Here is a 15,624-nt window from a genome sequence, read left to right as displayed (position 1 = left end):
TGGTGATTTCTCGGGATTAACCCTGCTAAATGAGGGCTCAGAGCAGAAATTACTGGTACTCAGCGATGAATCATATAGCCTGCACGTAATTGATTTATTAGGGCAGGAGCGTTCACGTGTCAGACTGGCCGCGGCCCATTTAATCTATGGCCGTTAATGCGACAGCCGGAAGGTGTCACTGCTGATAGTGACGGCAATATCTATGTCGTCGGCGAACCTAATCAATTGTTGATTTTAACGCGTAAAACGCCTCTAAACAGCTAATTTAGGAGCAAAACTACATGCTCTTCGTTCTTTTCTCGACAACAATTGTTGTAGTTGACGTTTGTCTTCACCAGTTAAACGCTGATGCCCTCGATATTGCAGATAAAACCGCATTCGTTGACTACGTGTGAGTTTATATTTGGCAACACGATCCAGCATGACCAGATCTTTAATACAGCGATAACGCAACAAAGCTCCGCGCCAAAAGGCCCCTAGAGGGCAATCAATAACATATAGCCTATCCTGATCATCGACTAACAAATTGCGCCATTTAAAATCATTATGAACAAAGCCCTTTTGATGCATTTTCTGCAGCATTTGCGCGGCTTGTAAACTGATATTTTTTACCCAAACTGCATCATTTAACCGAGGGTCATTGGCTCTTGCCAAACTGGCTAAATCTTCACTGTTGGGAATTCCTTTGGTCACCATCGCCCCGCGATGAAACAAACCCCAGCGGTTTCCAAACCATAAGCAATCACCGGAGCAGTACTGATGTCTTGCTCAGCAAACCACAACAGATTTTCCCATTCACTGCGAATTCTTGATTTGCCCAGAAAGCGGCGTAAACCTTTGCCCGCAACTCGATAACGTTTAACGTAATAAAAATCATCGGCAATTTTGATTCGTATTAAATCAGATAGCCGTTCACTGGTAATCGTTTCGCCCTGCAAGTTAAAGATTTGATTCAAATCAGCAAACTCTGTCTGCAGATGTGGGAATTCGGGCAGTAAGCGCCAACTCGTTATTTTTTTCATGTCACAAATGATAACTAGTCTTGCAGCAGATACCAATTTTCAAATACATAAAAGGGCGAATAATCGCCCTTTCTATAGTTACTTTTATTGAGTTATTTCTCAGGCATCATAAGTGGACGCTGAGACATTACCACCACGACCTGTCCAATTAGTATGGAAATACTCTCCGCGTGGTTTATCCAAGCGCTCATAGGTATGCGCGCCAAAATAATCCCGTTGCGCTTGCAACAAATTGGCAGGCAGTCGTTCACTTCGATAACCATCATAAAACGCTAAAGCACTGCTGAATGTTGGCGTCGGCACGCCCAGATTGATGGCACACACCACCGATTTACGCCAGCCGGGTAAGGCTTCGGTGATGGCATCAATAAAAAATGAATCCAATAACAGGTTTTCTAATTGTGGATTACGTTCAAAAGCATCACGAATATTGCCGAGGAAGCGGCTGCGAATAATACAGCCACCACGCCACATCAATGCAATACCACCATAATTAAGTTCCCAGCCATAGGTTTTGGCAGCTTCCCGCATCAACATATAGCCTTGAGCATAAGAGATAATTTTCGAGGCATATAGAGCGTCACGAATGGCATTTACCATCTCAGCTTTGTCACCTGAAAACTCTCCAGCAAATGCCGGTAGAACATTAGAAGCTGTTACCCGTTCATCCTTGAGTGCCGATAAACAACGAGCAAAAACGGCTTCACCGATCAAGGTCAAAGGAATGCCTAATTCCAATGCATTCATGCCAGTCCACTTGCCAGTCCCCTTCTGTCCGGCTGTATCTAAAATATGATCGATCAGCAGGCTGCCATCAGGTTCTTTAACAGTTAAAATATCGCGGGTAATTTCTATCAGATACGAATCCAACACACCTTCATTCCATTCAGCAAACACCTGCTGAATTTCATCTCCCGACATGCCTAGCCCTTCACGCATCATTTGATAGGCTTCGCAAATTAGTTGCATATCACCGTATTCAATGCCGTTATGCACCATCTTTACATAATGGCCTGCTCCGTCATTGCCAACCCAATCACAACAGGCTTCACCATCAACCTGAGCTGCTATGGATTGGAAAATAGGTTTAATCGCTGACCATGCTGCATGATTGCCTCCCGGCATTAATGAAGGTCCGAAACGGGCTCCCTCTTCGCCACCGGAGACACCACTGCCGACAAATAGAATGCCTTTTTTATGCAGCTCATGGGTCCGTCTGTCACTGTCATTAAACAAGGAATTTCCACCATCGATAATGATGTCACCTTTGTCCAGATACGGTACCAATTGTTCAATAAAGGCATCCACTACTGGACCGGCTTTGACCATCAACATCACGCGTCGTGGGATTTGCAGGCTTTCAACAAATTTTTTCAAATCGTGGCAGCCGATAATATTGGTATCTTTGGCCGGACCTTCGAGAAATTCATCAACTTTAGAAGTTGTGCGATTATAAACCGCCACCTTAAAGCCTTTATCATTCATATTCAGCACCAGGTTCTGTCCCATAACGGCCAGCCCTACTACTCCGATATCTGCTTTTGCTTTCTCATTTTGCACCATAGTACTCATTTTTGATCTACCACCTTTATATATTCGCCTCGAGCTTCACGGGAGGAACCCACAACAATACGGCAGGTTCCAGAAGCATCACATTCCAACGCACCACATACCTCGATAAATTCACCTTTGACCACCTGTCCAACATAGGTGTGAGTAAAGGAAATCAATTCGGGAGTAACGGCGTTGTCAACTTGGTATCGTGCCGGAAAATCAAATGCACGACTGTCATCAGTCACCCGGCATTGAATGGTTTTAATGCCTTGCTTAAGAAAATGCCGATGTTCGATATCTAATTCATCTATTAGACAGACCATGCCAATATCAAATTTACTGCCATCGATCATCGCTTTATTGTATTTTCGGTATTCATGCCAGCTGAAACTAGCGTAATCCAGCTCACTCGCACGTCTTTGATAGTTCTCCTGCATTTGAGTTTTATCCAGCTTCTGCAACTGATTATCAGCAATTGCAGTTTGGATAGCCTGTCTGCATTGATGGAATGCGTCACGCCCATAGATAACCAAATCGATATCTGATGTAGATTTCTGCTGATTGATCAACATCGAGCCTGTCAGCCCCATTGCATCAATATCTACCTGATAGCGTTGCAAAATCGTTATCAATTTATGAAGTTTTTGTTGCAGAGGATCTTCTGCCGGTTGGTGCATTAAAATTTGCAGTCGTTCTTCAGGGCGATGGTGGCATATTATTCTGTCTACCGGCACCGCGTGAAACGTCGCATCAAACTGATTTGAATAATAAAGATAATCTGGATGATGCCGTTCAAGTAAACGATTGGCCTGTTCGGTATCCACTTTATGCCAGCCGTTTTGATCATTTACGTAACGTAAAAAGCAGCCTACTTTGTGTTCATGCGGATGGTAACTGACTACGGCAAAGATCAATCCCTCTTCAGTTTCAATGAAGTCTTTGGGCAGAAATGGAAACTCTGGCAGTCTCAAAAACTTACCTCCGAATAATGAATCGTTATAATCGCATAGCTGTCCGATTATGGCTTGTCTAACATTCCAAACATGCCTCGCAATGCAAGTACCAGTATCAACAACAATAATGCATCAATCAACCAGCGTCCTTGTTCACCAAAAAACCTGCCGTTATGCAGATCGGATAATAAGGCTGTTAATTTGACACCATAGGTTTCAAACTGCTGCCTGAGCTGATTCATCGTTGATTCTGGAACAGGTACCGATTCACTCCATGATACGCCGTCTAGTGAGATCAATTGCCAATCATCCAATATCGAATTACCTTGCCACATGCCCGTTCGTGTTTGCAACACCGGAAGGCCATGATGTAAGCCGATATTTTGAATTTCAGCAGGAATAAGCTCTGCAGCACCCAACACGCTAATGTACTGACCAGTGCTATCAAACAGGATCAGATTATCATCGGTCGCCAAAACGATAATATCGTCCAGTAAAATCCCACCTAATAATGGACGATTCAAACGCAGTTTACGTTCAGCATTCACATAGAGTTCTGAGTCAATTTCAATAAACAGCTGATCGGCCAATAACCATCCATGCTCCACCGGGACATCGGTTACTTTGTAATGCTCAAGTAACCAGGGATGCGCGAGCGTGTGTTGTTCCAACTTTAGATCTCTGGCGTGATTCAGCAGCAATCCGCAGACCAGCCAAATCAGAATCAGTAGCAAAATCAACAGCTGAATTGCGACTTTAATCCCTTTCACCATTCCGCGCATTCCTCAACAGATCTTTATCACTAGCCTATAAGCATAGCTGAAAAGTGCTGCAGGATATTAAATTAGCTTTTATTAGCTCGCAAAATATGAGGCATGGTTTGCTTACTTCAGGTGAAGTTAGCTATTAGGGCTTAGATTAGTTACATCATTACCCGCATATCGGCCTGATGAATTTCACGTTGTCGCATATGAAATAAGGCTTTGCTGATATCAATCGCATAAGCTGCAAAATGTTGTTCGGTCATGCGAATGGTGATGGCCCCCTATGTTGAGGTGCACCATCTGGCAATCAGGACAGAACTGAATATCGCAGGTACTGGAAGAAAATACATGTTCAGGTTGGCAGGAATTTGAAGCCATCAGGAAGATCCTTTTTTAAATATGAAGATTCAGAGGCTTTCCAACATATCGGGTAATCCCCGTTGTTGACCTCGATGAAGTTGATAACTCAGTAACCAGCGTTGAGATAAGGCCCGCCAGTGCTGTTTCTTTAAGGGATGTTCGTTGTGGGTAAGTAATAATCGATAATTTCTGGAGATTTGTAGCGCCAGACATGCTGAGGCATGTTGGCGATACATTGATTCCAACTGTTCATTGGCGGCCAAAATAACCGCTTCACACCAGGTTTCTGCTCGTTCTGCTCTGTTTGCATTCATGATTAACTCAATCTGTGAGCTGCGGCGGCAAGCAGCATGCTCCACACAGTGCGTTTGGACTTTTTGTCCAGACAGTTAAAGTCGGCAGCGTGTAGTTTTCCCTGACTGATTAAAGCTTCCAGCCGATCAGGGCTAAACGCCACATGTATGGCATTTTGTTTCGGAAAATACGTTTTTGAAGTCTGCATCTTTTGATACCTCAGCAAGATTGATAAGGTTGGATGCAGTATAAAGACGGATCAATCTAAATGCAAATAATTATTATTTAGATTTAATAAAGATGGCTTGTGCTTTGCTTTTATGGGGCGTAAGTACCCGTTCCATAATATCCGTACCCCAGAAATGGAGCGTCATGCTTAGGATTATAGGTACGCGATGAGGAAGGATTATTTTGTGGCCAGACATGGCTTTGCTCAACCGTAACTAGAGGTAAATTCAACATTTTCTGATCGACTTTTTGCAGTTGTAATGTTTTAACTGTGCCGATAATAGTGACTAATTTCTCTGGTGAATAAATCAGCGGGTCCAAAAAATGCTCGCTGCGTACAATAAAACGGCCAGCACTTGGTTCCGTTGAAATCGGTACCCCATGACGGGTTAAAGGAAATTGTACGATGGTTAATTCAGAGAAATTTTCATAATTAGCTACCTGGCCAATCATACCGCCCCACCGCACCAATTGACCTTGGTAAAGGTCTACGTTTTGTATGACCTGCTCATAGCTAATATCGTTGTTTGATTTTGCATGGATAGAAGGCTTGGTCGGGCCACAAGCGGTTAATACCAGGATCACGAACAAAGTTAAAATACGCATAAATCCATGCTCCAATAACAGTTTTTAAATTGACCTGCTTTCTTTCCAGATCTATCCACAGCAATTAACGCTTAGTTTTAGTTTTACGTGCCGCTTTCTTGGCCGCTTTTTCTTCGCGTCTTCTTAACACTAATAACCATTCACGTTCGGTCATTTCAGGTGTTTCCAGAGTCAGTCTGCCCAATTGACCACTACGTAATTCCGTCAGCAAAATTTTACTGATCCGTTCAATATCCGCCACGCCACCCGCTTTTATGCAACCCCGTTTACGCGCAAGGTTTTCCAGCATCACTTGTTCATTGTCAGCAATGCCATCGATATTAAAACGGCTTTTTAACGCTTCAGGATAAAACTGCATAAGATATTTGACGGCGTATAAAGCGATATCGGGGTTTTCAAAAGCGGTTTCTTTTATCGCATGGGTAATCGCCAAACGATACCCGCTGTCATGATTTTCCAAATTTGGCCATAACACACCCGGCGTGTCATGTAACACCACTACATCATCAACAATAATACGTTGCTGTACCTTGGTTACAGCTGGTTCATTGCCGGTTTTGGCAATCAGTCTTCCTGCCAGGGCATTAATCAATGTCGATTTACCGACATTGGGGATCCCCATAATCAACGCCTGAATTTTTTTGACGCTATTGGCTTTATTGGGGATCAGCTTTTGGCATAGAGCAATGAGTTCTTTACCCCGAGAAGTTTCATTTGCCGATAACACCAGCGTTTTGATTCCCTGCTCCTGTTCAAGATGCTGCTGCCAAATCACAGTCAGTTCGGGATCGGCCAGATCAGCCTTGTTCAATATTTTTATACAAGGTTTATCCCCTCGCAGGGTAGCCAACATCGGGTTGGAGCTGCTGTAAGGAAGTCGGGCATCCAGCACTTCGATGATCAGATCCATCTGTGGCAGGATTTTTTTCATCTCCAGTCCGGCTTTATGCATATGCCCTGGGAACCACTGAATTGCCATCAAGAACTCACTAAAAACACCAGAATTGGTTTAGCCATTATAACGCTTAAGCGTTAAATATAACGGTCCTCTTCGCGCAGATACTTGCTGATATCCACTTCGTCAATTTGTTCGCTAGCCATAAAACGTTCAGCATACTGTTTATAAACACCACTAGTCAGAAACAACTCGAAGACATCGCGATCCATTAATTCCTGTTCGACCAGTTGATGCAAAATAAAGATAGCCACACTTAAGGTTTTGCCTTTCTTATATGGTCTGTCAGCAGCGGTTAATGCTTCAAACACGTTGGCCAGCATGATGATACGTTCCGGCACGGATAAATCTGCCGCGGTTAAACCGCGAGGGTAACCGCTACCATTGATGGTTTCCAGATGGGTAGTAGCGTAACGTGGAATATTGGAAAGCTCATCAACATAAGGCAGCGACTCAAGCATCTTGATGGTCGTCAGAATATGCTCGTTAATTCTGAAACGCTCTTCCATAGTCAGCGTACCTGACTCAATGGTGAGGTTATACAGTTCACCATGGTTAAAGCCATGTTCCGGCTGATTAAGGTTGTTTTTACCAGCAATGGCATCTGCAGTGGCTTTCGCATTACGCGGAATAATATGCTCAGCCTTATCTGCAAGTAATTGCTCTGTCGCCGGTAGGCTATGTATCGATACGCGCTGCTGATCGAGTTCCACCGGAGACAAACCAAGCTGATCATCGAAATGTCGTTCCCAGGTTTTCTTTGCCAATCTTTTCAGCCGTTCATTGGCATTTTGGTCCATAAACTCTGTGCCAATATTGCACTGCGCCACAAAGGCAAAATCATCTTCAAGCTGCAGTTGTTTAACCTTTAAAGCCTCTTCATACATCTCTCTGTTTTCAGGCTGCTGCATGGATTGCTGCAAGAAGTCGATTTCTGCATCGCGCCACAATACTTCGAAACGCATGCGGATTTCGTGAATCCGGTTATAAAGCATTTCCAGTTTGGTACGTTTATCGACCAGATATTCCGGTGTAGTGATCTTGCCGAAACTATGCATCCAAGCAGCTAAACTCAATTCGCGACGCTGGATTTCATTAACAAGTTGAAAATCTGTAAAGGCTGGATCAGTAGACTCCGCCGCTTTATCTGCCAGTAGCATTGTCAGTTCCGGCACTAATGCGCAGTGACGGGTCGGATAAGCGGATTTAGCATCAATAGCCCGGGCCACTGATTTCACCAGACTATCCGTCCAATACTGATGTGATTGTTGATACAACTGTGTAGCCATCGCCAGATCATTCAGCTTGCGACTTAAGTCATTAAACTCCAGCAAGTGACTTGCTTGAGTTTCGACAGCCGTAAAACGACGTTGTTGAAGATGATCGATATTGTGCTGAGTTTTTTTCAGCGCATCTAAAATCACCGAAACAAACCACCAGCTGACAGGCAATAGCAGCAGCAACATCAAACCAGCGACTAGCATGGCATTTTTAGTCTTACTCCACACCGCGTCCATCACCGTCTTTTGTGGTGAAATGATAGTCAAATAATGGTTTTCGGCATCATTAATCGCAACGGCTTGATGATAGACAAAATAGGACTGATTATTGAGGGGGAGTGACTGCACGTCATCAGATACCGGCAAGGCATTATTCTGGAAACGTTCAATATGTAATGCTTGCAGGTTGCGATTTTTATCAATCGAGTTAAACCATTTATCGACTAAGGCCTGGTGATGGTTATCCGACAAATTTTCCAGTGAACGATTGAGGATATCAGCCAGCCCAGCTCGTTGTCGGTTAACCATAAAATGTAAGCCCGTGGGTAATTGTGCTGGAGCAAAATCAACCCCTTGATGCACTGTTATCTCATCAGCATGTTGTTGTGCGGCGATATACTGCAAAGTGATCGCCGTATCCATACCTGCGTCAACCTGCCCGGAAATAACCGCTGAAAATACTTCACGAACTGTTTCAACTTCAATAATGTTTATATCCGGAAATTCAGCTTGCAGCCTCTCTGTTAAAGACCACCCTTGAGGAATAGCAATCGTTTTACCGTTTAACTCTGAAATGTGAGTAACGGGTAGATCTGAAGTAGTAATCACACCGTAAGGAACATCGACAAACGGGATGGTCATTTCACCCATAAAATTGCGAAATTCACTGTAAAAAACCGGCTGCATGATCTCCAGTTCACCATCGACAAACTTTGTTGCCAATTCTTGCCAGTTGGCACCAGTAACAAAGCGCATTTCCAGACCGGTCATCCGTGAAATGTAATTCAACATATCCACGGCATAACCACTGGGAACGCCGTTATTGGAAAAATTTAATGGCGGCCAGTCAGTTTCGCTGGTGATTCGTAATACAGGATTGTCCCGAATTAGTGATAACTGCTCATTGCTTAACTCAAGTCTGGGTGCGGCAGGTAATGATGTCAGTGCTTCTTCTGGTTGATTTGATGCAATTACGCCGCCTGTTTGCGGATAAAAATAGATTTCAGTAGCACTACCGGCATCACGATTTTTCAGCATAGTGGATAATGATGATAGTTCTGTCGAGATGGCAAGAACTGTCTCGCTTTCTGGTAATTTTATGGAATAACTCTGGGCTGGTGTCGAAGCTTCGGCCAGCAAATAGGATTGGGTTTTGACAGCCTCATCGGTATTAGCTGCAGAAAACCATGATTGCTGACTTATATCGATATTGCTTTGATGCTGCCAGACGTGTCGTAGCGTAAAGTTGCGATCATAATATTCCAATCGTCGCTGCTGCTGTTCGCCCTGGTTAATCACCTTGATCAATAACCAACGATCCGCCTCTTCTGCCCTTAACTGCTGACGTAATGTGGGAGAAGCCTGTAAATTTATCAGTTGTTCAACCTCACCATTTTGATGCCCAAGATAGACAGACTGAAATAACGGATTACGTTGCATCACCGCAACCAGTAGCTGGCGGGTTTCATCACTAATTTGTGGGTTATCGATTAGTCTGGGTAGTTGTTTTAATTCATTAATTTCGTGAAAAGCGCGTGTATCTATCGACTCAAGATAATCGCGGATATTGGCTAATGTTTGTTGATAACGTGTAGTAAGCGTGCTCTCGGCTACATTTTTATTAACGTAATATTGTGTTGTGATGGCGACCACCGCCACCAATAAACTGGAAAACATGAAACCAGCCATAACAGCAGTGCGGATTGATAATTGAAATTTTTTGTTTCGCTGTTCCATCCCAGCCCTCTTTGGCGAAAAAACTTAGTCAAACAGATAATCGACCGCTGAAGCTTGTCACATAGTTTTAATTACTTACTAAGAACACGTTCAGATTTTGCAAATTAAGCTGAATATGCAAACCCAAGCGAATTTGCCAGCACGTATAATCATTGCTTGATAATGACATTAAACATTTTAGCTGTCTGGAAAGACAACCCTTTATTACAAATAAGTCCAAGGCTTGGACAGCACTGCTTTTCATTATGCAAAAAAGAATCAAACATTATTTACTGTTCAGTTGCGGCTGGTTATGTGTCGTTTTAGGCATTATTGGTGCCCTGCTGCCTGTTGTTCCGACCACACCATTTATGGTGCTCGCTCTGGCATGTTTTGCCGAGACATCTCCACGTTTTCATAATATGTTGCTGAATAACCGCTGGATTGGCGCACCATTAAAACAGTGGGATCAAACCAAGACCGTTCGGCGACGTACTAAAATCCAAGCGGTTATCATGCTGGTAATTGCTTTTAGCTTTTCCATTACGATGTTATGGGGTCGTACCGGCATGCAACTCGTGGTGCTGAGTTTGGCAGTAATAATGATAGGCTTTGTGCTGAGATTAAAAGAAGCTGAGCCGAAATATGAAGATTGATGAGCTTATCAAACAACGTCACAGCACCCGAGCCTTTATCGACAAAGCGGTAGACGAAGAACTTATCGATGACATCCTCGACACCGCCCGATTTGCACCTTCTGGCGCCAATACTCAGCCCTGGCAAGTTGCCGTAGTGACTGGTAAGACCAAACAGCAAATCAGTGAGTGTTTGGTTGAGGCTTTTCAAAGTGGTGTTAAGCCAAAACCTGACTACCCTTATTATCCCGAAACCTGGCGCTCACCTTATATCGAACGCCGCCGTGCCTGTGGTTTGCAGCTTTATCAAAGTTTACAGATTGATCGAAAAGATAAGCTGGCTCAACAGCAACAATGGGAAGCTAATTATCGGGCGTTTGATGCGCCAGTGATGTTGCTGTTTTTTATGGATGCAGAGATGCAGACCGGCTCGTTTCTCGATTTAGGTATGTTTCTACAAAATTTGATGTTAGCGGCTCAAAACAAAGGTCTTGCTACCTGTCCACAAGCGGCATTGGCCGAATATGCCGAACAAATTAAAAGCATTTTGCATTATCCTGCTGACACTATTTTGGTCTGTGGTATGGCTTTGGGTTATGAAGATGTTGATGCTGCGGTTAATCAATATCGCACAGCACGTGAACCGGTCGCCGCATTTACCCGCTTTTTTACCTGATTTTGGAGTTTTTATATGGATTTAACGACATTTCTAAGCACCTTAAATGATAATCCTTCGGCGCTGGATTTCGAAGATACCATTGCGGTGATTGATGCGAATTATCAATTCACGCCCACCGCATTTCATAACGGTGAGTTGCATAATGAGGCTGGAGAAAATAATGGCTCGTGCAAAATTCTGTTTTTTGGCATTTTGCACGAATTAGGTGAATCACAGACTTTGGCCTGCTTCGGTCGGTATTACCGAAGCGATGTCCTGCTCAACCCAAAAGGTGAAGATCACCAGAATATTCGTAATTTTCTAAAGTTTGGCTGGGATCGTGTGAGTTTTAATGGTGAAGCTCTTACCCCCAATCATTAAGGCTGACAAATAAGAACCCCGAACGCAGAGTTTTGCATTCGGGGTTTAAATTGGTTTGCTTAGAGCAATACCCGCTCAATACCACCAGCTTTCACATTATCAATAAACTGTGTATGCCATTTGTCACCTAAAACATGTTTGGCCACTTCGACCACAATGTAATCAGTTTCAATGCCAGTATCTTCGCTGTAACGTGAAAGACCTTGCTGACAAGCCGGGCAAGAGGTCAACATTTTCACATTGCCTTTTACTGCTTTGTCTTGTCCGGTCAGCTCTTTAATGCCTTTGGTGATTTCTTCTTCCTTGCGGAATCGAACCTGTGTGGCAATATCCGGACGCGACACAGCAAATGAACCAGCCTCACCACAGCAGCGGTCATTCAATGTCACCTGCTGGCCCAGTAAGGAAGCCGCCACATTGGTAGATTTGTAGGTTTTCATCGGTGTGTGGCAAGGTTCGTGATACAAATATTGCACGCCATCCACACCTTCCATCTTGACGCCTTTTTCCATCAGATATTCGTGAATATCCAATAACCGGCAGCCAGGGAAAATCTTTTCAAATTCATATTTGAGCAGCTGATCCATACAAGTACCGCAAGACACGATAACGGTCTTGATATCCATATAGTTCAATGTATTGGCAACCCGATGGAATAATACCCGGTTGCTGGTGGAGATCGCCGTCGACTTTTCATCATCACCGATAGAAGCCTGCGGATAACCACAGCATAAATAACCCGGCGGCAATACGGTTTCCGTACCCACCTCATACAACATCGCCAAGGTCGCCAAACCCACCTGACTAAACAGTCGTTCGGAACCACACCCAGGGAAATAGAACACCGCATCGGAATCTTCGGTGACTTTGGTTGGATCTCGCAAAATCGGCACCATTTTGTCATCTTCCAACCCCAACATGCCCCGCGTGGTGCGCGTAGGCAAATTGCCTGGCATCGGTTTTTTGACAAAATGTACAACCTGTTCCCGGATCGGTGTTTTACCCGTAGTAGGCAACGGCCGTTTTTTCTTGCGATTAGCTAATATCCCTAGATATTTTGCTGCCGCATGTGCCAGTCGCTGAGCTTTGAAGCCCATTTGAATCATGGTTTTATGCATGATTTTTACGGTTAATGGATCCGTGGCATTCAGATACGCCATTGAAGACCAGGTGCCCAGATTCATATGACGTTTGCCTGTTTCTTCAACACAGCACGCAACTTCATCGACACATCACCAAAGTCGATATTCACCGGGCATGGGTTCAGGCAGCGATGACAAACTGTGCAATGATCTGCCACATCATTCATTTCTTCAAAATGACGTACTGATATGCCGCGGCGGGTTTGTTCCTCATAAAGAAACGCTTCCATAATCAAACCGGTACCCAGGATCTTGTCGCGCGGCGAGTAATACAAATTGGCACGCGGCACATGGGTAGTACATTCTGGTTTACATTTACCGCAACGTAGGCAGTCCTTGATATCGTTGTTGATCTCACCCAAGTCACTGGCTTCAAGAATCAATGCTTCCTGCTGCAATAATCTCAATGATGGCGTGTAGGCATTTTCTAATCCGGAGCCTGCCAGCAATTTACCGGCGTTGAAACGACCAAACGGATCGACTTTTTGTTTATAACCGGCAAAGGCATCAATTGTAGCTTTGTCCAGATATTGCATCTTGGTCAGACCAATACCATGCTCACCGGAGATAACACCGCCCAAATCACCTGCCAGTTTCATAACATCATCAACGATCAATTCTGCTTCATGCATCATTTGATAATCGTTGGAGTTCACCGGAATATTGGTGTGCACGTTACCATCGCCCGCATGCATATGCGTGGCCACAAACAGACGGCTTGAACGCAATTCTTTATGAATTTCATCCAGCTTATTGCGCAATGCTTCCAGCGATTGCCCTGAAACATTTCTTTAAGCGGTTTTTCAACCTCTTTACGATAGGAAACGCGAAGATCACGGCGCTGCAACACATTAAATAAGGTATCGCTTTCCGCCAGCAGATTAATTACTTCATCGGCTAACAGTTCGCGATGATTCAAAGCCACTGAATCCAGATTATCTAAAACCTCTTTCCAGCGAGTCTGAACCACACGTAAATGGCTACATGCTGCATCAATTTTGGATTGCAGAATGGCATCATTTTCCGCACTGTCATCGAGCTTTTTGACGGTTTGTTTTAACTCTTTCGGTTGACTGCTTAAGAACTGCAGCACCGCATCCACCATGCGTAATTTATTCTGGGTGGAATGAATGATATTGATGCGTTCGATACCATCGTTATATTCCGACAGACGCTCAAGCGGAATAACCACGTCTTCATTAATCTTGAAGGCGTTGGTATGTTTGGCAATAGCCGCCGTACGCGCACGGTCAGCCCAGAATCGGGCTCGAGCTTCGGGACTTACCGCGACAAAACCTTCCCCTTCACGAGCATTGGATAAACGCACGACTTCAGAACTGGCTTCGGCCACTGCGTCTTCATCATCACCGACGATATCGATGAGCAATACCATTTTGGGTAATTCTGAACGTGGCGCTTTAGTGCTGTAATCCACGGCTTTTACATAACGTTCGTCCAGATGCTCCATACCCGCCAACAACACTTTTTTGTTGTTATCGAGGAAGTCTTTGGTTTCCACAATTGCCGGCACGGCTTTACTCAGATCGTTACCAAAAAATTCCAGACACACGGTACGAATAAATTGCGGCATACGATGCAATACAAATACTGCAGAGGTAATCAGGCCATCACAGCCTTCTTTCTGAATACCGGGCAAACCGCCCAAAAATTTATTGGTAACGTCTTTACCCAAGCCGAGCTTACGTAATTGTTGGGCGGGAATAGCAATGTCTTCCGGCTCTTCCAATAAGGTTTTGCCATCAGCCTGAAAACGGCTGATACGGAAAGTCGCCATCTCAATATCATGGATTTTGCCCATGTTGTGATTAAGTCGCTCCACTTCCATCCAGGTAGCATCGGGGGTCACCATTCTCCAGGAGACCAGATTGTCCAGCGCGGTTCCCCACATGACGGCTTTTTTACCGCCGGCATTCATCGCCACATTACCACCGATAGTGGACGCATCCTGAGAGGTAGGATCAACCGCAAATACCAGACCATGCTTGCCAGCAAGATCAGATAAACGTCGGGTAACCACCCCTGCTTCAGCCCTGACGGTGGCTACTTCATCATCACGTCCATGAAGTTTGCGATAGACAACCGATCCCAAGCCTTCCAGCTTTTCGGTATTGATCACCACGCTGTCAGCGGTCAAAGGAATCGCACCACCGGTATATCCAGTACCGCCACCGCGTGGAATAACCGTTAATCCCAACTCGATACTGGCGGCGATAATGGCAGCCATTTCTGCTTCAGTATCCGGTTTAATAACTGCAAGCGGATACTCTACACGCCAGTCTGTGGCATCCGTTACGTGTGAGACTCGGGACAATCCATCAAAACAGATATTGTGTTTTTTGGTGACACGGCTAAGACGGCGCATCACCACTTTGCGGCGATCGGCAGTTGCCAGCAATTCACGCTCAAATTTTTCTACTGCCTTACGGGCTGCTTGTTCCAGCTGTAATGCCAGTTGATTATCGTTTTCTGTCGCACGCTGACGGATCTGATCCAAACGGTGATGCAAAGCATGGCGCAATGAATCCCAGCGCTTGCTGTTTTCAATCAAATCATCCTGAATATACGGATTACGGGTGATAACCCACATATCGCCCAGCACTTCAAACAGCATCTTTGCACTGCGGCCTGTTTTGCGTTGTTCACGTAACTGTTGCAGAATTTCCCACATCGGTTCTCCCAGATATCGAATAACGATTTCGCGATCTGAGAAAGAAGTATAGTTGTAGGGGATTTCTCTTATACGAGTTGACATAATGGGTCAGCTAATCCTGATTGAGAAGTGAATTTAATCGCAGATTTTAACACGAAGCCCGCTATTATAAGACCCATTTATAGT

At 44.5% G+C, this 15,624-nt stretch carries 17 protein-coding genes; 4 read left to right on the top strand and 13 right to left on the bottom strand.

What is annotated here, in order from left to right:
* The first annotated feature begins 156 nt into the window (after positions 1-156).
* A complete protein-coding gene (locus E8Q33_RS16735; protein WP_211116127.1) occupies positions 157-264 on the top strand; it encodes an SdiA-regulated domain-containing protein in 108 nt (35 codons plus the stop codon).
* On the opposite strand, the gene E8Q33_RS15630 is transcribed toward E8Q33_RS16735, so the two are convergent.
* From E8Q33_RS15630 to E8Q33_RS08245, 10 genes are all read right to left on the bottom strand, one after another.
* Positions 253-696 carry a phosphotransferase gene (locus E8Q33_RS15630; RefSeq protein WP_211116126.1) on the bottom strand — a complete coding sequence of 148 codons (444 nt, stop codon included), beginning with the start codon at positions 694-696 and terminating at the stop codon, positions 253-255. The two genes, E8Q33_RS16735 and E8Q33_RS15630, sit on opposite strands and share 12 nt — an antisense overlap.
* Positions 690-1,022, bottom strand: coding sequence for a hypothetical protein (locus tag E8Q33_RS15625; RefSeq protein WP_211116125.1), 333 nt, complete (start codon positions 1,020-1,022; stop codon positions 690-692). Before E8Q33_RS15625 ends, E8Q33_RS15630 begins: the two co-directional genes overlap by 7 nt.
* A 99-nt stretch (positions 1,023-1,121) precedes the next feature.
* Positions 1,122-2,585 carry a decarboxylating NADP(+)-dependent phosphogluconate dehydrogenase gene (gene gnd, locus E8Q33_RS08285; protein WP_136554160.1) on the bottom strand — a complete coding sequence of 488 codons (1,464 nt, stop codon included), beginning with the start codon at positions 2,583-2,585 and terminating at the stop codon, positions 1,122-1,124.
* A gap of 5 nt (positions 2,586-2,590) precedes the next feature.
* Positions 2,591-3,547, bottom strand: coding sequence for a nucleotidyltransferase domain-containing protein (locus E8Q33_RS08280; RefSeq protein WP_069296085.1), 957 nt, complete (start codon positions 3,545-3,547; stop codon positions 2,591-2,593).
* A gap of 47 nt (positions 3,548-3,594) precedes the next feature.
* Positions 3,595-4,302: a hypothetical protein gene (locus E8Q33_RS08275; protein WP_084002998.1), complete on the bottom strand. Its 708-nt coding sequence runs from the start codon at positions 4,300-4,302 to the stop codon at positions 3,595-3,597.
* Positions 4,303-4,700: 398 nt separating this feature from the next.
* On the bottom strand, positions 4,701-4,967 hold the full coding sequence (locus tag E8Q33_RS08265) for a hypothetical protein (protein ID WP_069296082.1): 267 nt from the start codon (positions 4,965-4,967) through the stop codon (positions 4,701-4,703).
* A 2-nt stretch (positions 4,968-4,969) separates the two neighbouring features.
* Positions 4,970-5,155 carry a hypothetical protein gene (locus E8Q33_RS08260; protein ID WP_069296081.1) on the bottom strand — a complete coding sequence of 62 codons (186 nt, stop codon included), beginning with the start codon at positions 5,153-5,155 and terminating at the stop codon, positions 4,970-4,972.
* Positions 5,156-5,265: 110 nt separating this feature from the next.
* Positions 5,266-5,781, bottom strand: coding sequence for a Slp family lipoprotein (locus tag E8Q33_RS08255; protein WP_136554069.1), 516 nt, complete (start codon positions 5,779-5,781; stop codon positions 5,266-5,268).
* 64 nt (positions 5,782-5,845) lie between these two features.
* A complete protein-coding gene (ylqF, locus tag E8Q33_RS08250) occupies positions 5,846-6,760 on the bottom strand; it encodes a ribosome biogenesis GTPase YlqF (RefSeq protein WP_069296079.1) in 915 nt (304 codons plus the stop codon).
* 53 nt (positions 6,761-6,813) lie between these two features.
* Complete coding sequence (locus tag E8Q33_RS08245; protein ID WP_136554067.1) at positions 6,814-9,972, bottom strand: HD domain-containing phosphohydrolase; 3,159 nt, start codon at positions 9,970-9,972, stop codon at positions 6,814-6,816.
* A 245-nt stretch (positions 9,973-10,217) separates the two neighbouring features.
* Between E8Q33_RS08245 and E8Q33_RS08240 the strand changes: the two genes are divergently transcribed.
* From E8Q33_RS08240 to E8Q33_RS08230, 3 genes are read left to right on the top strand one after another with little or no spacing between them, the layout of a single operon-like run.
* The gene (locus E8Q33_RS08240; RefSeq protein WP_136554066.1) at positions 10,218-10,607 is read left to right on the top strand and encodes a YbaN family protein; all 390 of its coding nucleotides are present in this window, start codon (positions 10,218-10,220) and stop codon (positions 10,605-10,607) included.
* The gene (locus E8Q33_RS08235; RefSeq protein ID WP_136554064.1) at positions 10,597-11,262 is read left to right on the top strand and encodes a nitroreductase; all 666 of its coding nucleotides are present in this window, start codon (positions 10,597-10,599) and stop codon (positions 11,260-11,262) included. The genes E8Q33_RS08240 and E8Q33_RS08235 overlap by 11 nt, the downstream gene beginning before the upstream one ends.
* Positions 11,263-11,277: 15 nt before the next feature.
* Positions 11,278-11,625 carry a HopJ type III effector protein gene (locus E8Q33_RS08230; protein WP_069296075.1) on the top strand — a complete coding sequence of 116 codons (348 nt, stop codon included), beginning with the start codon at positions 11,278-11,280 and terminating at the stop codon, positions 11,623-11,625.
* Positions 11,626-11,684: 59 nt separating this feature from the next.
* Here E8Q33_RS08230 and E8Q33_RS16730 read toward each other — a convergent pair whose 3' ends face one another.
* Genes E8Q33_RS16730 through E8Q33_RS16720 form a run of 3 tightly spaced genes read right to left on the bottom strand, consistent with a single transcriptional unit; the run spans position 11,685 to position 15,540 of the window.
* Positions 11,685-12,809, bottom strand: a complete 1,125-nt coding sequence (locus E8Q33_RS16730) for a DUF3400 domain-containing protein (protein ID WP_371413279.1) — start codon at positions 12,807-12,809, stop codon at positions 11,685-11,687.
* Positions 12,806-13,474, bottom strand: coding sequence for an FAD-linked oxidase C-terminal domain-containing protein (locus E8Q33_RS16725; RefSeq protein ID WP_371413278.1), 669 nt, complete (start codon positions 13,472-13,474; stop codon positions 12,806-12,808). The genes E8Q33_RS16730 and E8Q33_RS16725 overlap by 4 nt, the downstream gene beginning before the upstream one ends.
* Positions 13,420-15,540 carry a DUF3683 domain-containing protein gene (locus E8Q33_RS16720; protein ID WP_371413277.1) on the bottom strand — a complete coding sequence of 707 codons (2,121 nt, stop codon included), beginning with the start codon at positions 15,538-15,540 and terminating at the stop codon, positions 13,420-13,422. Before E8Q33_RS16720 ends, E8Q33_RS16725 begins: the two co-directional genes overlap by 55 nt.
* Between the last annotated feature and the right edge of the window lie 84 nt (positions 15,541-15,624).

It is taken from the genome of Methylophaga sp. SB9B (assembly GCF_004832235.1).
Lineage (GTDB): Bacteria > Pseudomonadota > Gammaproteobacteria > Nitrosococcales > Methylophagaceae > Methylophaga > Methylophaga muralis.
The sequence above is the reverse complement of the archived record's forward strand: the minus strand, read 5'-3'. Positions and strand labels throughout refer to the sequence as shown.

What these genes read in the sequence shown, in the direction of transcription:
- E8Q33_RS16735 (WP_211116127.1), top strand. Translation starts at nt 157, where the DNA reads ATGCGACAGCCGGAAGGTGTCACTGCTGATAGTGACGGCAATATCTAT.
- E8Q33_RS15630 (WP_211116126.1), bottom strand. Translation starts at nt 696, where the DNA reads ATGGTGACCAAAGGAATTCCCAACAGTGAAGATTTAGCCAGTTTGGCA.
- E8Q33_RS15625 (WP_211116125.1), bottom strand. Translation starts at nt 1,022, where the DNA reads ATGAAAAAAATAACGAGTTGGCGCTTACTGCCCGAATTCCCACATCTG.
- gnd (WP_136554160.1), bottom strand. Translation starts at nt 2,585, where the DNA reads ATGGTGCAAAATGAGAAAGCAAAAGCAGATATCGGAGTAGTAGGGCTG.
- E8Q33_RS08275 (WP_084002998.1), bottom strand. Translation starts at nt 4,302, where the DNA reads ATGGTGAAAGGGATTAAAGTCGCAATTCAGCTGTTGATTTTGCTACTG.
- E8Q33_RS08265 (WP_069296082.1), bottom strand. Translation starts at nt 4,967, where the DNA reads ATGAATGCAAACAGAGCAGAACGAGCAGAAACCTGGTGTGAAGCGGTT.
- E8Q33_RS08260 (WP_069296081.1), bottom strand. Translation starts at nt 5,155, where the DNA reads ATGCAGACTTCAAAAACGTATTTTCCGAAACAAAATGCCATACATGTG.
- E8Q33_RS08255 (WP_136554069.1), bottom strand. Translation starts at nt 5,781, where the DNA reads ATGCGTATTTTAACTTTGTTCGTGATCCTGGTATTAACCGCTTGTGGC.
- ylqF (WP_069296079.1), bottom strand. Translation starts at nt 6,760, where the DNA reads ATGGCAATTCAGTGGTTCCCAGGGCATATGCATAAAGCCGGACTGGAG.
- E8Q33_RS08245 (WP_136554067.1), bottom strand. Translation starts at nt 9,972, where the DNA reads ATGGAACAGCGAAACAAAAAATTTCAATTATCAATCCGCACTGCTGTT.
- E8Q33_RS08240 (WP_136554066.1), top strand. Translation starts at nt 10,218, where the DNA reads ATGCAAAAAAGAATCAAACATTATTTACTGTTCAGTTGCGGCTGGTTA.
- E8Q33_RS08235 (WP_136554064.1), top strand. Translation starts at nt 10,597, where the DNA reads ATGAAGATTGATGAGCTTATCAAACAACGTCACAGCACCCGAGCCTTT.
- E8Q33_RS08230 (WP_069296075.1), top strand. Translation starts at nt 11,278, where the DNA reads ATGGATTTAACGACATTTCTAAGCACCTTAAATGATAATCCTTCGGCG.
- E8Q33_RS16730 (WP_371413279.1), bottom strand. Translation starts at nt 12,809, where the DNA reads ATGAATCTGGGCACCTGGTCTTCAATGGCGTATCTGAATGCCACGGAT.
- E8Q33_RS16720 (WP_371413277.1), bottom strand. Translation starts at nt 15,540, where the DNA reads ATGTCAACTCGTATAAGAGAAATCCCCTACAACTATACTTCTTTCTCA.